The sequence below is a fragment of the Desulfobacterales bacterium genome (assembly GCA_028704555.1).
In the GTDB taxonomy this organism is placed as follows: Bacteria; Desulfobacterota; Desulfobacteria; order Desulfobacterales; family JAQWFD01; genus JAQWFD01.
The window spans coordinates 197,091-214,841 of record JAQWFD010000001.1; the positions used below are offsets into that span (position 1 = coordinate 197,091).

Sequence of the window (17,751 nt, forward strand, 5' to 3'; positions counted from 1 at the left end):
GTCGGGGTGAAAAATCTTTTTTATTTATTCCTCAGGCCTCTGACCTCAGAGATACTTTTCTTTGAGCGCCATGATTCTTCGAACGGATTTCCATCCGTTTGTTTTTACGGTTTTCGAAGCCTTCTGCAGGTGAAGAATTTCTTCAACCGCACATTCCATATTCTCCGTGCTGTGGCAGATGAGCGCGATATCGATTTGTGCTTCCATCACCTGACCCATCACGGTTTGAATATCGTAATGGCCCTTGATTGCCCCCATATCCAGATCGTCGGTGATAACCAGTGCGTCAAATCCCATCCGAGCCCTTAGCAGGTCCCTGGCGATAGCCGGTGACAGGCTGGCCGGCCACTTGTCGTCAATGGCATCATACAGAATATGCGAAAGCATGACAGCAGATACGTCATGACGGATGGCATCTTCAAATGGCACCAGATCAAACGATTTCATATCGTTTAAATCAACGGCCAGCGATGGCCTGTCAAGGTGCGAATCAAGAATGGTGCGTCCGATTCCGGGAAAATGTTTGGCAACGGCCATGACACCGTTCTTCTGGAGATGTTCGATTACATGAGCCCCCAGGTAAGAGACCCATAACGGATCATCCCCGAACGCCCGGTCGGCCATGATACTTTCCATGCCAAGCGGCGCGACATCCAGAACCGGCGCCATATTCATATTGATCCCGACCTGCGCGAGTTCTCTGGCGGTAATTTCGGCAAACCGGCGGGCATCTTTTTTACCGGCCATATGCGGGTTGCCCGGAAACTGGGTAAACGGGGGTTTGAGTCTGGCCACCTTTCCCCCTTCCTGATCGATGGCGATAAACAACGGGGGCTGGCCGACCGAAAGGGCATAGTCCTGAACCGATCCGCACAGTTCCCTGAGCTGATCCGGATCAACGATGTTTCTCGAAAACAGAATGACGCCCCCGACTTTGAGGGTGTCGATCAAAAATTTAAGTCCCGGGTTAAGACCGGTTCCGTTAAAGCCGACCATGAGACGCTGACCGGCGAGCTGTAAATCTGAAAATAATCCAATGTCCATGATAATTCAATCACCTTCTATTTTCCCAGTTGATACGTTCGGACCGCCCGGTTGTGATCTGAAAGGTTGGTGGAAAACTGGTGCGTGCCGTTCTTTTTAGAAACAAAATACAGGTACCGTGTATCGGCAGGGTACAGCGCCGCTTCGATGGATCTGAGACCCGGGCTGGCGATGGGACCGGCCGGAAGCCCCTTGATTTTATAGGTATTGTACGGGGTCAGATCGCGCAGATGCTGCCGGGTCAGATTCCCGTCAAAGTTCTCGATGCCGTAAATCACCGTCGGATCGCTCTCGAGTCTCATCTTTTTTTTCAACCGGTTGTGAAACACCGACGAAATGATGGGCCGTTCCCAAGGAGCTCCGGTTTCTTTTTCAATCATGGAGGCCAGGGTCATGATATCATGAAACGAAAAGCCCATCGCCTCCGCATGTTTTTTCCATTCCGGTGGAACTACCTCGTTAAACCGGGTAACCATTACCTCAATCATTCGGGAGAGGGGAATGCCTTTAGAGAAATAATAGGTGTCCGGGAAAAGATACCCCTCCAGCGTATCTGCATGGATATCATACTGCCGGGAGACATCGGCACCGGTGACAGCCGAAAGGAACTGCGTTTCCGCTGTCAGACCGGATTTGGCTACTGTGGCCGCGATCTGATACAGATTGTATCCTTCGGGAATAACAATTTTATACTGATGGACATCGCCCCTTACCAGGGTATCCAGTATCCGGTTGGGTGACATGACCGGAGAAAGATCATACTCTCCGGCCTTGATCTGACGGTCAAATCCGTAAATCCGGGCAAGCAGCCTGAATTTGGCAGGGTGGGTGACCAGACCGTTCCGGTAGAGTATATTGGTAACGGCCGTCAGACCCTGCCCCGGCATGATGGTGACCATCTGTTTCACAGGATTGGAATGACCGGGTTTGCCCGCGTAAAGCAGCATATCCAGGCTAATAAATCCCAGCGCAATTATTCCTGATGCAATCAGAATATATAATCGTCTGATATTTTTTTTCACGTTGTCAGAGCACCTTATAACGCTGATAACCGATTGCCGATATGATAAAACCGACATCAGGCCGGATCGGAATTTTAATGCCTAATGCCTGTAGTCAGGGCCTTGGCTCTTAAATAAACCATATTTCAAATTTCTTCAAGATATCTTGTCCCGGCACACGGCGCGTCCCTTGACGCTGTGCGGGGCACTCCGGTATGATGACCGGCACATGTATTCCACTTTTCAGGAAATATCGCGGAGCCGATGATAATGACACGACATTTACCCCCCTATTCCGGCTTCAGGACATCTCGGCCACGGCCTGCCGGCAGAAGACAGCGCCGCTTTTCGTGCGGCGTACAGATGGTATCTCAGCGGCATGGAAACGATCTTCCTTCAGGATGCAAACCGTCTGATCATGCCTTCCCGTGATATAATCCAAACTCTCGATCATATCCGGAATCGGTTCCCGTGGGCAAAACGGATTACCTCCTATGCGAGGTCTCATACCATCTCCCGGATACGGGATAACGAGCTTTCCGCCATACGAGGCGCAGGTCTGAGTCGGCTTCATATCGGAATGGAATCAGGCTCAGACACGGTGCTGGACATGGTCCGGAAGGGAGCAAGTCAGAAGATTCACATCGAGGCAGGATTGAAAGCCAGACAGACAGAATTTGAACTGTCCGAGTATGTCATGCCGGGACTTGCCGGCAGAGCGCATTCACGGGTTCACGCAATTGAAACCGCTCACAGGGAGCGCATGCTTACGCCGCTTCGATGTTTTCTGGAAATGGAGCCTGAAGATCGATGCCTGTATCAGGCAGGAAGACGGCTGGGGCTGTTCGCGGACCTGGACGATATGCAGCCGGCCGCGCAGGCGGGAAAAAGTGCTGCGCAATCTTTGTGGATTTTATTCCTTCCGAGGCCCTTACCCGCAACAGGTTCCGGCCGCTTTGATTCCGGCGTTGAATGCCTTGATATTGATGCCTTCGGTTCCTTTGGGCGACCGGTTCAAAATTGCCTTTTTCAATGACATTGGGGATACGACTCCCGAACACCGGCAGATGGCCCCCAGCGCCACCATGTTGGATGCGGTCGCCGTCCCGGTCAGGGATTGAGAGATTTCCGTACACGGAATGCTGATCGCCCGGGAAAGGGGCGATTCCTTGACAAAGGTGGCATCGACGATCAAAAGTCCTGACGGTTTCAGGTCGATAAAATAGGTATCGCATGCATCCTGGCTCATGGCAAGCAGCAGATCGACATTGATGGCCCGGGGATAGTCAATGGGTTCATCACTGAATACGATTTCAGACCTGCTTTTCCCGCCTCTGGCCTCGGGCCCGTAACTCTGGGACTGGGTGACGTATTTGCCTTCATGGATGCCGATGGCCTCGGCCAGAATGATTCCTGCAAAAATAAGCCCCTGCCCCCCGAATCCTGAAAGTCGTATTTCATAACGATCTGCCATACCGGTCTCCTGTTTACCCCAACGTTCGGGTTTATTGGCTTTCCGGACTGCATCCCCTGGCTTTTTCTCTGGTTTTTTCATATTCCCTGCTGTAAATCGGAAGCTCCCGGTCCACCAGAACGCCGATGGTAAATTTTCCCTCTATCTGATCACCTGGCATATCGGCCGCCTTTTCGATTGGTATGGCATGGGTCTTCTGCCATTTGAGCATATCGATATGGGAGCCGAGCTGATTGAGCTTTCCATACTGGATATGGCACTGGGAAATAACCTCAACCACGGAAAAACCTTTTTTTTCAATCGCTTTTTCAATCAGACCCTGCAGCAGCTGCGCGTGATACACCGTGCCCCGTGACACAAAGGCAGCACCGGCCGTGGCGGCCAGTTCCGATATATTGAAGGCGTGTTCAATATGGGTATACGGCGCGGTGGTCGAGCGCATTCCGTAAGGGGTCGTGGGTGATGACTGGCCGCCGGTCATGCCGTAAATGCTGTTGTTCACGATAATGGCCGTAAGATCGATATTCCGCCGGGCCGCATGAATGAAATGATTGCCGCCGATGGCGATCGCATCCCCGTCTCCCATGACGACAATGACCTTGAGCAACGGCCGGGCAAGCTTAATACCGGTGGCAAAGGTCAGGGCCCGCCCGTGAACGGTATGCAGCGTGTTGAAATCCACATAGGCCGGCATCCGGCTTGAGCATCCGATCCCGGACACCAGTACGATATCATCCTTTGCATAATCCAGGTGGTGAATGGCCCGAATCAACGCCCCCAGCACGATACCGTTCCCACAGCCAGGGCACCAGACGTGCGGAAATTTTTTATCATGTCTCAGGTATTGGCGGACGATATGCGTTTCATGGTGCATCAGGCTACCTCACGAATTTTCTTTAATATCTCATCCGGTGTGATCAACGAGCCATCGTACCGGTTGAGTTTGACCACTTTAGACAGATTCGTATTCACCCGTTTGACCTCCCGTGAGATCTGCCCGAGATTCATTTCGGGAACAATCACGGCTTTTGACTGGCGGAGTATTTTTTCCACATCATTTCTGGGAAACGGAAACAGGGTCACCAGCTGAAGAAGCCCGACCTTTATTCCTTTGCCGCGGGCGGACTTTACGGCCTGCAGGCAGGAGCGTGCCACAGAGCCGTAGGCGATAAGGCAGATATCCGCATCTTCTGTGTTAAATTCCTTTACGATCTGAATCTCTTTGAAATGCTGATAGATTTTTCGATGCAGCCGCTCATGCAGCGCCGTTATTTCATCTTTCTGAAGCGTCGGGTATCCTCGTACGTCATGAACCAGTCCGGTCACATGATACCGGTAGCCATCGCCAAACGACGCCATGGGGGGTACCCCCCGGGGGGTGTTTTCATAAGGAATATACCACTCCGGCGGCACGGTCGGCTTGATCCGCTTCACGGTGGAAACCGCGCCGGCATCCGGCAGACAGAATATTTCGCGGGTATGGGCCACCACCTCATCGGACAGGATAATGACCGGCGTACGGTATTTTTCAGAAAAATTAAAGGCAGTTACCGTCACATCGAAACAATCCTGAACCGATGATACCGCCAGAACGATAATGGGATGATCCCCGTGCGTTCCCCATCTGGCCTGCATGACATCGCCCTGGGAGGCAAATGTCGGCAGTCCCGTACTCGGCCCGCCTCTCATGACATCGACGATGACACAGGGCACTTCAGCCATACAGGAAAATCCGATAATTTCCTGCATCAGGGAAAACCCCGGGCCACTGGTGGCCGTCATGGCCTTCACCCCGGCCAGAGATGCACCTACGACCGCGCCGATGCTGGCGATTTCATCTTCCATCTGTATAAAGGTGCCATCCAGCCCTGGAAGACGGGCCGCCATGATTTCGGCGATTTCGGTGGCCGGGGTAATCGGATACCCGGCAAAAAAACGGCATCCGGAAGCAATGGCCCCTTCCACAATGGCCTGATTACCATGAATCAGCATACAGGGGGATTTTGACTTTACCGGTTTTGATGACGATTTTCGGTTTGGCACGGTCTACTCCTCATCCTGAACTTCAATGGCAAAATCCGGGCAACGGATTTCACACTGCCGGCATCCGATGCAGGCATCGGGATTTTTGACACGCGGATGGCCGGTTTCATCCGGCTCCAGTACACGGGTCGGGCAAAACTCGATGCAGATGCCGCATCGCTTGCACCAGTCTTTATAAATCTCAATTCTGTATTTGCGTTTGGACGCTGGCGTCTGATCCGATGGTTTCACTATCCGGCTCCTCCCGGATGACAGCCTTAAACGGAAAACCTGAAATAAAAGCCGGGTTTCTTCCGTCATCGACGGTCTGATTAAATGCTCACAGGAATATAAAATAGATAGTAATTTTTATTCGGTTATAATAGATTATGTCAAGGAAAAATAACTACCTGCAATTTCATTTGCGATTCGGGAAAGCCTGTGGATTATGCCTTTGAATATGTGTGTGAAAAAATATGAGCCTGCCGGGATTTACATTCATATCCCCTTTTGTATCAGAAAATGTCCGTACTGCGATTTTTATTCAGTGACCGACCTTTCCCTTCAGGATGCGTTTGTCCGGGCGCTGAAACAAGAATTTTTTTTGAACCGTCAACCGGACAGGGTCTTTGATACCGTGTACCTGGGAGGGGGAACCCCTTCGACCTTGCCCCCTGACGCTGTCGGCCAGCTGCTGGAATCTGCGCACCATGCGTTCTGCATAACAAAAGATGCCGAAATCACAATTGAAGTCAACCCGGGCACGGTCAATGAAAAAAAACTCACCGATCTGCGAAGCGCCGGGATTAATCGCCTCAATATCGGGGTGCAGTCGTTTCAGGACGAAAACCTGAAATTTTTAGGCCGCATCCATTCGGCAGGCGATGCCAGCCGCATTATCCGTCAGGCCAGAGAGGCCGGGTTTGAAAACGTGGGACTGGATCTGATTTATGGCCTGCCGGATCAAAGCGATTCATCATGGCGGTCGGATTTACGTCGGGCCATGGAACTTGAGCCCGAGCACCTGTCCTGTTATATGCTCACCTATGAATCCGGTACGCCATTGGATATTTCCAGAAAAAAGGGAATAGTTCATCCGCTGTCCGAAGGGCGAAGCGCAACCCTCTTTGAAACCACCATGGAGGTGGCGGACGCCGGCGGATACGAGCATTACGAAATCTCCAACTATGCCCGGTTTCCGGCTGCCAGATCCCGGCATAACCAGAAATACTGGGCGTTTGTCCCTTATCTGGGATTCGGCCCGGCGGCTCATTCCTATATGGATGCCAGACGGTATTGGAACCACAGAAATATTTCGGATTATCTGTCAGATCTTGGCCGGGGAAAACGGCCGGTTGGGGGTGAAGAGCAGCTGAACAGAGAACAGCAGATCATGGAGACGCTGTATCTGGGGCTCAGAAAAACCGAGGGAATCGACATTCCATCGTTTGACCGGAATTATGGCGTTTGTTTCAACCAGCTGTACGGAAAGGTCATCGCGCAGCTGAAGGAGCTCGGCTGTATCGAGATTGACGCATCCCGGTGCCGCCTGACCCGAAAGGGGATGCTGTTTCTGGACAGCATCGCTGCCATGTTGATTTAGTTGTTTAAAACCTTCTCTGATCCAGTCAAGCTGGAACCAAAATTGGTCTCACGCAAAGGCGCAAAGGCGCAAAGGCGCAAAAAAAGAAGTTTCACCGCCCGCTTTGCTCGAGGCGCAAAGAACGCAAAGTTGATGGCAACTGGAACCCCGATAGGGGTTGAGTCGTATAGCCGGTGGTTTTAACCACCGGTTAAATTGATTAGCAGGCATAAGTCCTGAAAGGACGACGTTAAGAAATATATTACAAACATGGGAAGCGTTTACTCCCGAGGCTATTAGAGAAAAAAGCCTAAGCCCCTGCAAGGGCGGCGACACGTTGGCATTATCGCAACAATCATTGTATAAATTTACGAATAATTTTTCCATCAGGCTGTTGACGAGTTAACAATTTTTTTTGCGCCTTTGCGCCTTTGCGCCTTTGCGTGAGACCAATCCCTTTGCTGTGTTGCACAAAAAAAAGGATCAATTGTCTGTAGCCTGTAGGGCTTAAGCAATCAATCCCTTTGATGGATTATAAAAACCGGTTGCCAGTTAGGACCTCGGAAAAAATAAAACCCACCACCTTGTTTATCTTTTTGCCCGCCTTCAGCGTTGCATCAAAAAGCACAGGCAACAAGCATGCACGCTTTGATACGCCTTGAAGACGACCAAAAATCCTGCACAATCTTTATGAATTTTATTCCTTCCGAGGCCCTTATCCTGTTTTTCAGGAAAAGGCCTTGACCAGCTTGCTGATATAATACCGGGCCTGGCTGACAGGAGCCGCCATATTGGCCCGATGATTGGCCAGCACCCCGTTCAGGCTGCTCTCGGTAACGACCATGGGGGAGATATCCGCGGCCCGGTGGCAGGCGTCAATGGCTTTCTGAAGCAGTTCCCGGTTGGCCCGCAGGGCCAGTGTCACATTAAAATCCGTCCGGATGCCTTCCAGAATCGTTCCCATGGCGCTTGAAATGCCCTTTGCATAATAAAAATAGTCATCCGCTCTGGATTGCCGGACCGGGACATTGCCGTCCTCCATGGCTTTGACCAGATTCTCGTCACAGGCCGAAATCAGCTCTTCAAACGTATCCAGCAGCAGCAGCAGATTTCTGGAACCCGCATCAAATATGAGTTCTTTGTTTTCGAGTTTTTTCATGAACCCGTTGAGCGCATCCAGAGCATCCCGGTATCTGGACTCCGGAGCCGGAAACCAGTAGCGTTTCGGATCAATCATCAAGCCATCCAGAGCCTGGGCCAGGTGGGCGTCATATTCCTGGGTTTCGTCCGTATAGGTAATTTTTTCCTTGAGAATGGCAACCGTTTTACGTGTTACCTCCAGAACGCCTTCCTGGAAATTTGCCCGGTTATCGGAAAGCCCGAAAATATCATTGGGCCGCCATCCGAGAAACCGCTCATCCAGCTCATATGCCATGGGAATGATGATGGATCGCGCAAAAACCCAGCCTTTGGGTTTGTCTGTAAGACTTTCTTCGGGAATAAAATTTTCTGAAATATCCGTATATTTTCCATTGGTAACCGGGATAGCTTTCTTTTCCGCGATATTTCGGGTTTGAAGCGCCTCCCGTTTTGCGATTGCCGCACGTTTTTCCACTGCCTCCATGCCCTTGTAGGATCCCCAGAGAACCAGACCTGAAATCAGCAGACTGACAATGACTCGAATGGTTGCAAAGCTTCTGAAACCTTTCATATCTACTCCTTGATACCGACAAAAACAGAGTTAATACGGAATATTATAAAAACAGCGCCTGACAGTTTCCATATCCGTATCGATCTGACGACCTCTGCGTGCAGAGGCTGAAATCGCATTACCATTAACTGCTTTTGCTATCCTGCAGCATCACCGGCCTCTGAGTTTTCGACTGTCACCGACACGAATCGTTACATTCAGCGAGTCGAAATACTCAATCAGCGGAATTAGATATTTCCGTGAAATTCCGGCAATTTCCTTGAACTGAGGAGTGGTCATCTCGCCATGGGTCGTGAGAAAATCGACCACTCTGGCTTTAAGATCTTCCACGGCTGCAGCATGAAAATACAGATCTTCCTTGGCTTTCACGATCATCCGTTCACTCACCAGCAGCATGAGCACATCCCTGGCCCGGGCCGCATCCACACTCAATGACTCGGCAAGATCTTTGAAATACGGCGGAGTCAGACCGTCCCGGCTATAAATATCCACAATTTTTTTCCGAATATCCTCCTGATCGATTGCCAGCGATATGACATGGCTGGCCAGACGGACATTCTCTTCTTCCAGGACGATCTCTGCCCCCTTTACCATCTTATTGATCACCAGGTTGAATGATTTTGGCGACAGTAAAGAGGGAAACTTGGACTTGAGTTCCTCTTTCGGCATTCCGCCCTTTAACGGATTATTGCGGTGATAGGATGTCAGAAAATCGATGATATGGCCTTTAGCCGATTCAAACCCGGATTGATGGATATAGACCTGATTTTCCTTATCGGTCTGAATCAGCACCTTATCGGACAATAACGCCTGAATCTCATTGTTCAACGGCTTCTCGGGCAAATTGGTCATCAACCGGAAATGTTTGAACGAAACCCCCTGATATCCGGACTCACGGGCATGCCAGGAAATTATTTCAGACGGGGTTGCCTCGCCAAGGTGCTCGATGCCCTGGATAATTTCCGCTTTAAACCGTTTATGTTTCCGGGGGATGGGGTTGAGAATCCGACCGCCTCCGACCGTATGTACCGGTGAATAGCTCCGGATGACAAACCGGTCATCTTTTACCACCGTCACCGGAGAATCTAATCTGAGCTGAACAACAGCCGTATCGCCCGGAGCCAGTTCCTCACGATCCAGCAGTGCGACGATGCCAAGAATTTCACTGGTCCCGGTATGCAGCCGGATGCGGGTCCGATTCTTCATGGGTTTTTTGTTGCTTTTCAAATAATTCAGGGACACATCGAGCATGTAACTCGGAATCAGGATATCGGAACTGGAGACCACGTCCCCCCGGTTGATGGAGGCTTTTTCAAGCCCCTGAAAGTTGATGGCGGTCCGCATCCCGTTTTTTGCTTCACCAATATTCTGATTATGAACCTGAACCCCCCGGACCTTTGATGTGATGCCGGACGGATAGATCATGACCGTATCGCCCACATCGACTTTGCCGGAAATCAGGGTACCGGTAATAACGGTGCCGAATCCCTTGATGGTAAATACCCGATCGACCGGAAGACGGAAAATCCCGCTTGAATAGCGTTCGGGAATTTGTTTACAGATATCTTCAAGGACCTGTTTGAATTCATCGATACCCTGGCCGGTTGCTGAGGAGACGGGGATAATCGGCGCATTTTCCAGAAATGTTCCCTGAGCAAATTCACGGACATCCTCGGTTACCAGCTCCTGCCACTCCTCATCCACCATATCGACTTTGGTGAGAACGACCAGCCCGTATTTGATGCCCAGCAAACTGCAGATTTCCATGTGCTCCCGGGTCTGAGGCATCACGCCCTCATCCGCGGCTATGACCATGGCCACGATATCAATGCCGGTAGCCCCTGCCACCATATTCTTGACAAATTTCTCGTGGCCCGGCACATCGACAATGCCGAGGTGCTGACCGCTCGGAAGCGCCATTGACGCAAAACCGAGTTCTATGGTGATTCCGCGAAGTTTTTCCTCCTTTAACCGGTCGGTATCAATTCCCGTGGCCGCTTTGATCAGGCTGGTTTTCCCGTGATCGATATGTCCTGCGGTGCCGAGGATTATCTCTTTCAAAGACTCAAATCTCCTTTAAACACTCTTTTTTCTGTTACGGAAATAATCCATCACATAGGCCATACCGCATAAAAACACACCCAGACCGGCCACATAGATCGCATCGGCCCCGGGATAAAAAAACCGGGTAAGAAGGACCGCAAACCCCGCGCCTAATATCGCGCGCATTATAAATATATATAATTTAGTCAATGTCTTATAACTTACTGTTAAAAGTTAAATACCTATCCTTACGGCGGCAAATACCCTGCGCCCTTTTCCTATCCAACCCTGCAACATCATGATGATATGAATTATCTCGATTTATTTAAAGTCATATAGCAGAAGCCAGACAGGGTCAATAGCAAGTTTTATAAACTTAAACCTGTATAACAGATTGTAATTTTTTTTTAAAGAGGATGATAAATATTCTTGAAATACCTGAAACATTCTGATAGATATATTTTCTGTTGATTGTGGTGGGTGTAGCTCAGTTGGTAGAGCACCGGGTTGTGGCCCCGGTTGCCGAGGGTTCAAGTCCCTTCACTCACCCCATTTTATTAGCGCCCGTAGCTCAGCTGGATAGAGTTCCGGACTTCGAATCCGTAGGTCGCCCGTTCGAATCGGGCCGGGCGCACCATGAAAATCAAGGGTCTGCAGTTTTTTTGCTGTAGACTTTTTTTGTTTTTGGTCCGGGGCTGGTCCGAGTGATTTTTTTCCCTTGTTCCACCTGGGAAAATCGGGCCACCGAACACTGAACGGCGCAAAACGACGTGTCCTGCTCTCCCCCCCTAAAGTACAAAAAAATCTAAAAACACGACAGTAGTTTGCCACGCCCTGACGCCCTGCCCCACAAGACTTAAAAAGCCTTCTGAGGGGGGTTCCGCGAGTGAGATCGCTTTACCCGGTAAAGGGTTTGGTGCGGTAGTGGAGTTGGTGGAGTTAATGTTTATCGATGCCCCCACCCCCCGACACGACCCGTCCGAAAAAAACAATCCTTGAAAATTAGCGTCTTTAGCAGTTTAGCTAACCGCTCTCAACGGCCTTGAGGGTCTTACCGTCCCCCGTTTTCCACTCGGTCAGGAGGCCCATTGGCGTTTCCCCCCAGAACGATGGCTGTTGTCGTGGAGGGGCGGGCCAGAGTGATTTTTTTCCTCGTTCCACCTGGGAAAATCCTTCCACTGAAAAAATTACAGGGTTAGATCCGAACCCAAAATCTTCTTCGGTCTACGCAAAAAATGCTAAAATTGCTAAAAAGAAAAAAGTGCCGGGGGCACCACTGTGGTTAGCGGGAAAAAGGTAAAATCGCCTTTTAGGCATGTACCGGGGATCGCCCGACTTCATTCCGGCACATATTGGTCGGTGCGCTCGACTCTCTTGCGTTTACGCCCCACCACTTAAACGCCTAACGCCACCTGGCCAACGGGAACACGCCGGATGTTTAGAAACCGTGCAAATCAGGTTTGAAAGAGGCCATAAACGTTGTTAAACGACCATTGAAAAATAAAATGGCCGGGTCAGATTATGTCGTGTCCGATCTTCATTTTTGAAGGCTCAGTTAGTTTGTGATTTATAGCAGGTATCTGTATTTGGGGATTTTATCGAAAATAATTGGAAAAGCAGAGATTAAAAACAAAAAGAAACGTGCAATCTCAACACCCCTACTTTTCATTATCACTGATAAAGGTCAAGAGCAGACTTGACCCCTTTTTTAAACCCCTTTCTTAATTTCCCTTACTATTCTCCTGAAATCAATTATTTTTTTAACGACTCAATCAGCATAGACATTGCTTTTACGGCTCTTTCAGAATGGCTTTCCATGACAAAGTCTTTCTGCAACATTGGGTCTGTCATGTCGATGTCTTTTACTGGTCTTTTTTTGAAGCGAAAATGAACAAGGTGATTTCGAAGTTCAATTAACCATTTTACCTCTTGATAAACTTGCCCAGATTTATCCAATTCCAGCTTATTTGCTATTTTTGGAATAATTACCAATTTTGAAACAAGACTTAGATTGTCTAAATGGTTCTTGAAATAGCTACTTGAGAAATTTGAAATACCGTATTCATTAATAAATGCTTCAATCGCCATAGCAGAAAAGACTATTGCTATGGTAGCTTTATCATGCACATCACTTGCTGCTTTGATCAGTTTTTCATGATCTATGTTTGTTTCACCAACCAGAGCATTTCTATGCGAAGCTGATTTTTTAGCATTATCACATGCCTCGGCTGCGATACTCATATATCTGCCATAGCTTGATAATGAAATCTCGTTATTTTTTATTTGAGACATTGTCCCTCTTTGGAAACATCTCGCGGTAGGAACGCCGGTTACCCAGCGCCCCCCGCACAGTCCCGGACGTGCGGTTTTCCCGCATCCGGTTCTTCGGTTGTACTCGCTTTCGCGTAAAACATTTGCTTCAGGAAAACACTCGATGCCGTTTGGTCGATAAAGGCAATTTGGGCCTTACAATCCCGAGTCGCTCAATGGCATTTAGGAAAACTTTCCAGGTAAAACTCTTCCGTTTCCCTCCTCGTCGATTCAGCCATTTGAATGCACATTCGACCGCCCAACTGTAAAAACGCCATAACGACCGGGAGTTGCCGACCACGCTGTAATAGTTGTAGTGACCGCGAAGTCGTCTGTTCAAGGCCGTTATGAATTTTATCCCTTTTGAATGACGGTTTTTCCTGATCCAATCCTTGATGCGACGACATGCGCCCTGCAATTTCTTGCGCGCAGTCCGCTGCATGACTCTTACCAGCCCTTTATTGTCATGGGTCCAGTATGTCTCAAACCCCAGAAAGACAATTCGTCTGCTTCGGCTTGGATGAAACCGACTGAACCGCATCAAATGCGTCTTCTCCGGAGCTACCATCAAATCGAACTTGGACAACCGTTTGGGCAAAACATCGAAGAATCGATGCGCATCACTGCGGTACTGAAAGGCACAGACAAAGTCGTCCGCATACCTGAGCAACAGCGCATCGCCTCTGCAGTGGGCCTTGACTACCTTTTCAAACCACAGATCCAGTGCAAAATGCAGGTACACATTGGCCAGAACCGGCGATACGATCCCGCCCTGGGGCGTGCCGGTCTCCGGATGGATGATTTTTCCATCCGTATCCAGTATCCCTGCCTTCAGCCATTTGCAGATCAGATTTAAAAACGCTGTATCATCGATCCGTTCACGCAGCATTCGCAACAGCCAGTCGTGATCCATATGGCCGAAAAAGCCTTTGATGTCGGCTTCAACAACGTATCCATATTTCCCGAATTGAAGATTGAAACGCAGATCGTTTACCGCATCCTTTGCGCTCCGCTTCGGGCGATAGCCGTAGCTATTGTCAAGAAAATCCGCCTCGAAAATGGATGACAGCAATTTTGCACAGGCCAGCTGCACCAACCGGTCTTCCAGCACCGGTATGCCCAGCGGTCTTTTCTTGCCGTTTTCCTTGGGAATGTAACAGCGTCGTATCAGTTTGGCGCGATACCGCCTGGTTTTCAGTCGCTCTGCCAATCCTTGAATGTTGGCCTCGAGATTTTTCTCATAGGCCTGAGCCGTCACCTTATCTACTCCACTGGCGGCATGTTTATTCAGACCCCTCCAGCAAGCGTGTAAAAATGGCGCATTCAAATACCTGTAAAGATTCTGAAAACGATGTTTTCCATTAGCTCCTGCCTTAATTGCTATTCCCCGCAGTGAGGTTTGCTCGTATTGTCCCAGCCCTACATTGTCCGGTACGAGTTTCCTTTGCAGGCTACGTACTTCCGTCAGGTCCTTCCCCATGTAGTGGGCTTTCCCCACCTCCGAGTAGTATGCCTGATAAGACACCCCATCAGCATATAGAGGACTGTCGGAAACCCGACGTTCCTCCCACCAGTGGTTTTGTGACAGCATTTCAGATGTGTAATGAACCATTATTCCTTTATTTGTCCATCAATCCAAACTGTTTACTGGAGCCTTTGGGGCTTCCCGAGTTCTACAGCGTATCTCTTCCTGCATGCCACGGCCTGAGGACTCCGGCGGACCTCCACATCCTCACCAAATCGGATGCTTCTGTGTTGCCTTCGGTGCACGTTAAAACCCTCGGCATCCGCAATTGCTATTTCGAAGCTGTACCAGCACTTCAGGGTGCGCGATCACCCCTACGGCCTACAGAATTCTCTGCCTACGCTTAACCCATTTTGTTCGCTGCAATGCATCCTGCAACTCCGCCATGGGTCCAAGGCTCGATACGGGTGGGTGGCTAACCCTTACAGGAATCCATTACTGAATTCCTCCCGACAGGGACTTTCACCCTGCAAGATACGCCGAGCTTTGCTCGGCGCGATAACGCCGCTGCTAAGGGGCCGGGAAACGAGAACCAAAGACCTATTTCACAGCCCGAAATTTATGTAAACTGAATACGATCAAAAACGCCGCGGCCTTTCCCGGTCCTTCTTCAGCTGTTGGTTCGGTTTCTATTAGAATGTTGTTAATTCTTGAAAGATTTTCAGTGCGAATAGGTCTGTCATCCCTGAAATAAAATCTACTGCAGCCAGAACATAATCATCATATTCAAAAGTATTATATAGGATTTTGTTTTTATATATATTTGTTTTTGATTCTCTTTCGTTAGGCTCTCCGAACTTAAGTAACCATTCGCTGAATGTTTTCGTCAAAACAGGATAAATTTCTTTATGTTTTTTGATTACTTTAAGAGTTTTTTGTCCATCAAAAAAATTATCCAACACTTTGAATATAGAATTAATTATTAGCGAAGCGTATTCTTTATATGTATCAAGCCTTTTGTGTAGGTATATGTTTTTATAATTAAATGCTTTTAATAGATTCATTATTTCAAGACTTGATTCAGAAATCATAATCCCACACCCAGGCGAACTGTTGTTGCACAAATCAATAATAAAATCATGCATCAATATTGTATTATTTATCTCTTCAATTGTATTGGTTCTGCCAGTTTGTTTGATGATGCAATTTAATTCATCAAGTTGACTTCTATCAAGGATATTTAACGCTAACGCGTCTTCAATATCACGACCAAGAAATGATATTTTATCAGCAATTTTAACAATACAACCTTCCCAAGTGTAGGGCCGAAATTCATTTGCTTTTGTTATTACCTCAAGGTTGACAAATTCATCGCGTGGAAATAATGCATTCTCGTCTACTTCACCACAATGACAAACAATACCATCGCGAATAGCATAAATGAGGTTTAAATTCCTTTGAGAACCCCATGGATCTTCTAATGTCTCTGTTTTGTCGATAATTCTCAGGCTGTTTTTTTCGTGCCAGAATTTAATACCAAATTTTTCATCTGTAATTTTGGATAAAATTGTTTCACCAGCATGTCCAAATGGAGTATGGCCAAGATCATGGCCAATTGCTATTGCATTGGTCAATTCAGTATTTAAACCAAGGTATTTTGAAATTGTGTAACTTACAGATGTAACATGGTTTACATGCTCTATTCTCGTGCAAACATGATCGTTGGTAGTGGCAAAAAATACTTGTGTTTTATGCTTAAGCCTTCTGTAAGCAGGGGAGTGTAAAATTCTATTGTAATCACGAGCAAATGGGGAACGGATATCATCACCTCGATGATACAAATCTACGACTCTACTAATTGCATTTTCCCATTTAAGATTGTTTTCATCCATCCTGCATTTTTCAAAACTATTTTTCATAATGCAATTCCACTCCGTTTAAAACCGAACAAGTTATTAAGCAGTTTCTGTTTAACTACACAACCCAGAAATTCTTTCCGACTAATTTCCGGCCAAATCATGTTGTTTCTAACTGGATAACACTCATTCCGGAATGATAACCGGAAACAGTATAACTATTCACGAATTGCGTTTTATCCAGTGTCCTGCATGAAAAGCCAGCTGCAGATAAATCGAGTACCGATGTGGAGTAGAAAATATTTCGAGATCAGATGAACTGGAATAATGGACAAAAAATTATAGAACTGAGGCGCTGTTATTTTCTCACGATAGGGATAGTATAAACAAGATGGGCAATTTGCAAGGGAGAATATCTTTTTTATACTTTTCCCCGGTAATATGGATTTCTAAACCTGTTGAGATACCTTGCCAATACCTGAATAAATAGATTTCTTCGGATACCCCCAACATATCACAAACGGTGGTAGTTGTTGTGCTGTCGCACCTATGTTCGACAAAGGGGTGCAGGGCGGTAAAATCCACTGGGCCGTAAACGTTTTCTGCGGCTAATTGCTCAACCTGTTTTGGGATAAAATGTTTCGAGTTTGATGGTTAAGTAGCCTGTCAAACATATCTGACGCTTAAATGGTTAAAATAGCTAAAATAACAATATGTTATTCCGGGTAAAACTTTACCCGCTTTTTTTTCGGATTCGTTTTTTTTCCTGTCCATCTCCGGTCGTTGAAGGGGGGGCGCTAGTCTTCCGGAACCCGGAATCATTTGAAAACACAGGCTGCGTTGATCGTTTTTCCGGTCCTACGGGAATTCTCCTTTGGGTGCCTCGTTTTAGGTGCAACGTGGTTGAATCAGAGGGGTCCGGGTTGTGAGGAAGGCATGGGGAAACGGGAAGAATAGCCTCGCGCTTTGCCATTTTGTATAATTATAACGGCATGTTACGTCAAAGGCCTTCGAATCCGTAGGTCGCAGGTTCGAATCCTGCCGGGCGTACCATGAAAATCAAGGGTCTACAGCATTTTTTGTTGTAGGCCTTTTTTTGTTGTAGGTCCGGGTCTGGTCCGAGTGTTTTTTTTCCTTGTTCCACTTGGGAAAAGCGGAGTTTGCATCTGTTTGCCCCCCCGGAGGTTGAATTGTGAGGCAATCCCTTCCCACCAGATAGTTTAAAACACACAGCTGTCCCGCA

At 48.2% G+C, this 17,751-nt stretch carries 14 protein-coding genes and 2 tRNA genes; 4 read left to right on the forward strand and 12 right to left on the reverse strand.

What is annotated here, in order from left to right:
• Positions 1 to 45: 45 nt before the first annotated feature.
• Together nagZ and mltG are read right to left on the reverse strand one after the other, a co-directional pair.
• Positions 46 to 1,044 carry a beta-N-acetylhexosaminidase gene (gene nagZ / locus PHQ97_00995; GenBank protein ID MDD4391309.1) on the reverse strand — a complete coding sequence of 333 codons (999 nt, stop codon included), beginning with the start codon at positions 1,042 to 1,044 and terminating at the stop codon, positions 46 to 48.
• 17 nt (positions 1,045 to 1,061) lie between these two features.
• The gene (gene mltG / locus PHQ97_01000) at positions 1,062 to 2,066 is read right to left on the reverse strand and encodes an endolytic transglycosylase MltG (protein ID MDD4391310.1); all 1,005 of its coding nucleotides are present in this window, start codon (positions 2,064 to 2,066) and stop codon (positions 1,062 to 1,064) included.
• A 358-nt stretch (positions 2,067 to 2,424) separates the two neighbouring features.
• Between mltG and PHQ97_01005 the strand changes: the two genes are divergently transcribed.
• Positions 2,425 to 3,081, forward strand: coding sequence for a hypothetical protein (locus PHQ97_01005; GenBank protein MDD4391311.1), 657 nt, complete (start codon positions 2,425 to 2,427; stop codon positions 3,079 to 3,081).
• Here PHQ97_01005 and PHQ97_01010 read toward each other — a convergent pair.
• Genes PHQ97_01010 through PHQ97_01025 form a run of 4 tightly spaced genes read right to left on the reverse strand, consistent with a single transcriptional unit; the run spans position 2,977 to position 5,793 of the window.
• Positions 2,977 to 3,519 carry a 2-oxoacid:acceptor oxidoreductase family protein gene (locus PHQ97_01010; GenBank protein ID MDD4391312.1) on the reverse strand — a complete coding sequence of 181 codons (543 nt, stop codon included), beginning with the start codon at positions 3,517 to 3,519 and terminating at the stop codon, positions 2,977 to 2,979. The genes PHQ97_01005 and PHQ97_01010 overlap by 105 nt on opposite strands.
• Before the next feature lie 31 nt (positions 3,520 to 3,550).
• The gene (locus tag PHQ97_01015; GenBank protein ID MDD4391313.1) at positions 3,551 to 4,393 is read right to left on the reverse strand and encodes a 2-oxoacid:ferredoxin oxidoreductase subunit beta; all 843 of its coding nucleotides are present in this window, start codon (positions 4,391 to 4,393) and stop codon (positions 3,551 to 3,553) included.
• Positions 4,393 to 5,511 carry a 2-oxoacid:acceptor oxidoreductase subunit alpha gene (locus PHQ97_01020; GenBank protein ID MDD4391314.1) on the reverse strand — a complete coding sequence of 373 codons (1,119 nt, stop codon included), beginning with the start codon at positions 5,509 to 5,511 and terminating at the stop codon, positions 4,393 to 4,395. The genes PHQ97_01015 and PHQ97_01020 overlap by 1 nt, the downstream gene beginning before the upstream one ends.
• Before the next feature lie 54 nt (positions 5,512 to 5,565).
• The gene (locus tag PHQ97_01025) at positions 5,566 to 5,793 is read right to left on the reverse strand and encodes a 4Fe-4S binding protein (protein MDD4391315.1); all 228 of its coding nucleotides are present in this window, start codon (positions 5,791 to 5,793) and stop codon (positions 5,566 to 5,568) included.
• A gap of 208 nt (positions 5,794 to 6,001) precedes the next feature.
• Here PHQ97_01025 and hemW point away from each other — a divergent pair, with 208 nt between their 5' ends.
• Complete coding sequence (gene hemW, locus PHQ97_01030) at positions 6,002 to 7,144, forward strand: radical SAM family heme chaperone HemW (protein MDD4391316.1); 1,143 nt, start codon at positions 6,002 to 6,004, stop codon at positions 7,142 to 7,144.
• Positions 7,145 to 7,850: 706 nt separating this feature from the next.
• On the opposite strand, the gene PHQ97_01035 is transcribed toward hemW, so the two are convergent.
• Both PHQ97_01035 and selB read right to left on the reverse strand, forming a co-directional pair.
• On the reverse strand, positions 7,851 to 8,834 hold the full coding sequence (locus PHQ97_01035) for a DUF2333 family protein (GenBank protein MDD4391317.1): 984 nt from the start codon (positions 8,832 to 8,834) through the stop codon (positions 7,851 to 7,853).
• A 150-nt stretch (positions 8,835 to 8,984) separates the two neighbouring features.
• Positions 8,985 to 10,895 (reverse strand): selenocysteine-specific translation elongation factor, encoded by a 1,911-nt coding sequence (gene selB / locus PHQ97_01040; protein MDD4391318.1) that lies wholly within the window; start codon positions 10,893 to 10,895, stop codon positions 8,985 to 8,987.
• Positions 10,896 to 11,353: 458 nt separating this feature from the next.
• Here selB and PHQ97_01045 point away from each other — a divergent pair.
• A tRNA-His gene (locus PHQ97_01045) sits at positions 11,354 to 11,429 on the forward strand.
• A gap of 8 nt (positions 11,430 to 11,437) precedes the next feature.
• Positions 11,438 to 11,514: transfer RNA gene (locus tag PHQ97_01050), tRNA-Arg, on the forward strand.
• Positions 11,515 to 12,629: 1,115 nt separating this feature from the next.
• Here PHQ97_01050 and PHQ97_01055 read toward each other — a convergent pair.
• The 4 genes from PHQ97_01055 to PHQ97_01070 all read right to left on the reverse strand — a co-directional run.
• A complete protein-coding gene (locus PHQ97_01055; GenBank protein MDD4391319.1) occupies positions 12,630 to 13,169 on the reverse strand; it encodes a hypothetical protein in 540 nt (179 codons plus the stop codon).
• A 127-nt stretch (positions 13,170 to 13,296) separates the two neighbouring features.
• The gene (ltrA, locus tag PHQ97_01060) at positions 13,297 to 14,799 is read right to left on the reverse strand and encodes a group II intron reverse transcriptase/maturase (protein ID MDD4391320.1); all 1,503 of its coding nucleotides are present in this window, start codon (positions 14,797 to 14,799) and stop codon (positions 13,297 to 13,299) included.
• Positions 14,800 to 15,344: 545 nt separating this feature from the next.
• A complete protein-coding gene (locus PHQ97_01065) occupies positions 15,345 to 16,571 on the reverse strand; it encodes an HD domain-containing protein (GenBank protein ID MDD4391321.1) in 1,227 nt (408 codons plus the stop codon).
• A gap of 996 nt (positions 16,572 to 17,567) precedes the next feature.
• On the reverse strand, positions 17,568 to 17,751 hold a 184-nt coding region (locus tag PHQ97_01070), incomplete at its 5' end, for a hypothetical protein (GenBank protein ID MDD4391322.1).

Excerpts from the sequence above, each read along its gene's own strand:
- PHQ97_01065 (MDD4391321.1), bottom strand. The coding sequence starts at position 16,571 with ATGAAAAATAGTTTTGAAAAATGCAGGATGGATGAAAACAATCTTAAA.
- PHQ97_01020 (MDD4391314.1), bottom strand. The coding sequence starts at position 5,511 with ATGCTGATTCATGGTAATCAGGCCATTGTGGAAGGGGCCATTGCTTCC.
- PHQ97_01035 (MDD4391317.1), bottom strand. The coding sequence starts at position 8,834 with ATGAAAGGTTTCAGAAGCTTTGCAACCATTCGAGTCATTGTCAGTCTG.
- nagZ (MDD4391309.1), bottom strand. The coding sequence starts at position 1,044 with ATGGACATTGGATTATTTTCAGATTTACAGCTCGCCGGTCAGCGTCTC.
- PHQ97_01005 (MDD4391311.1), top strand. The coding sequence starts at position 2,425 with ATGGAAACGATCTTCCTTCAGGATGCAAACCGTCTGATCATGCCTTCC.
- PHQ97_01015 (MDD4391313.1), bottom strand. The coding sequence starts at position 4,393 with ATGCACCATGAAACGCATATCGTCCGCCAATACCTGAGACATGATAAA.
- PHQ97_01010 (MDD4391312.1), bottom strand. The coding sequence starts at position 3,519 with ATGGCAGATCGTTATGAAATACGACTTTCAGGATTCGGGGGGCAGGGG.
- PHQ97_01055 (MDD4391319.1), bottom strand. The coding sequence starts at position 13,169 with ATGTCTCAAATAAAAAATAACGAGATTTCATTATCAAGCTATGGCAGA.
- ltrA (MDD4391320.1), bottom strand. The coding sequence starts at position 14,799 with ATGGTTCATTACACATCTGAAATGCTGTCACAAAACCACTGGTGGGAG.
- hemW (MDD4391316.1), top strand. The coding sequence starts at position 6,002 with ATGTGTGTGAAAAAATATGAGCCTGCCGGGATTTACATTCATATCCCC.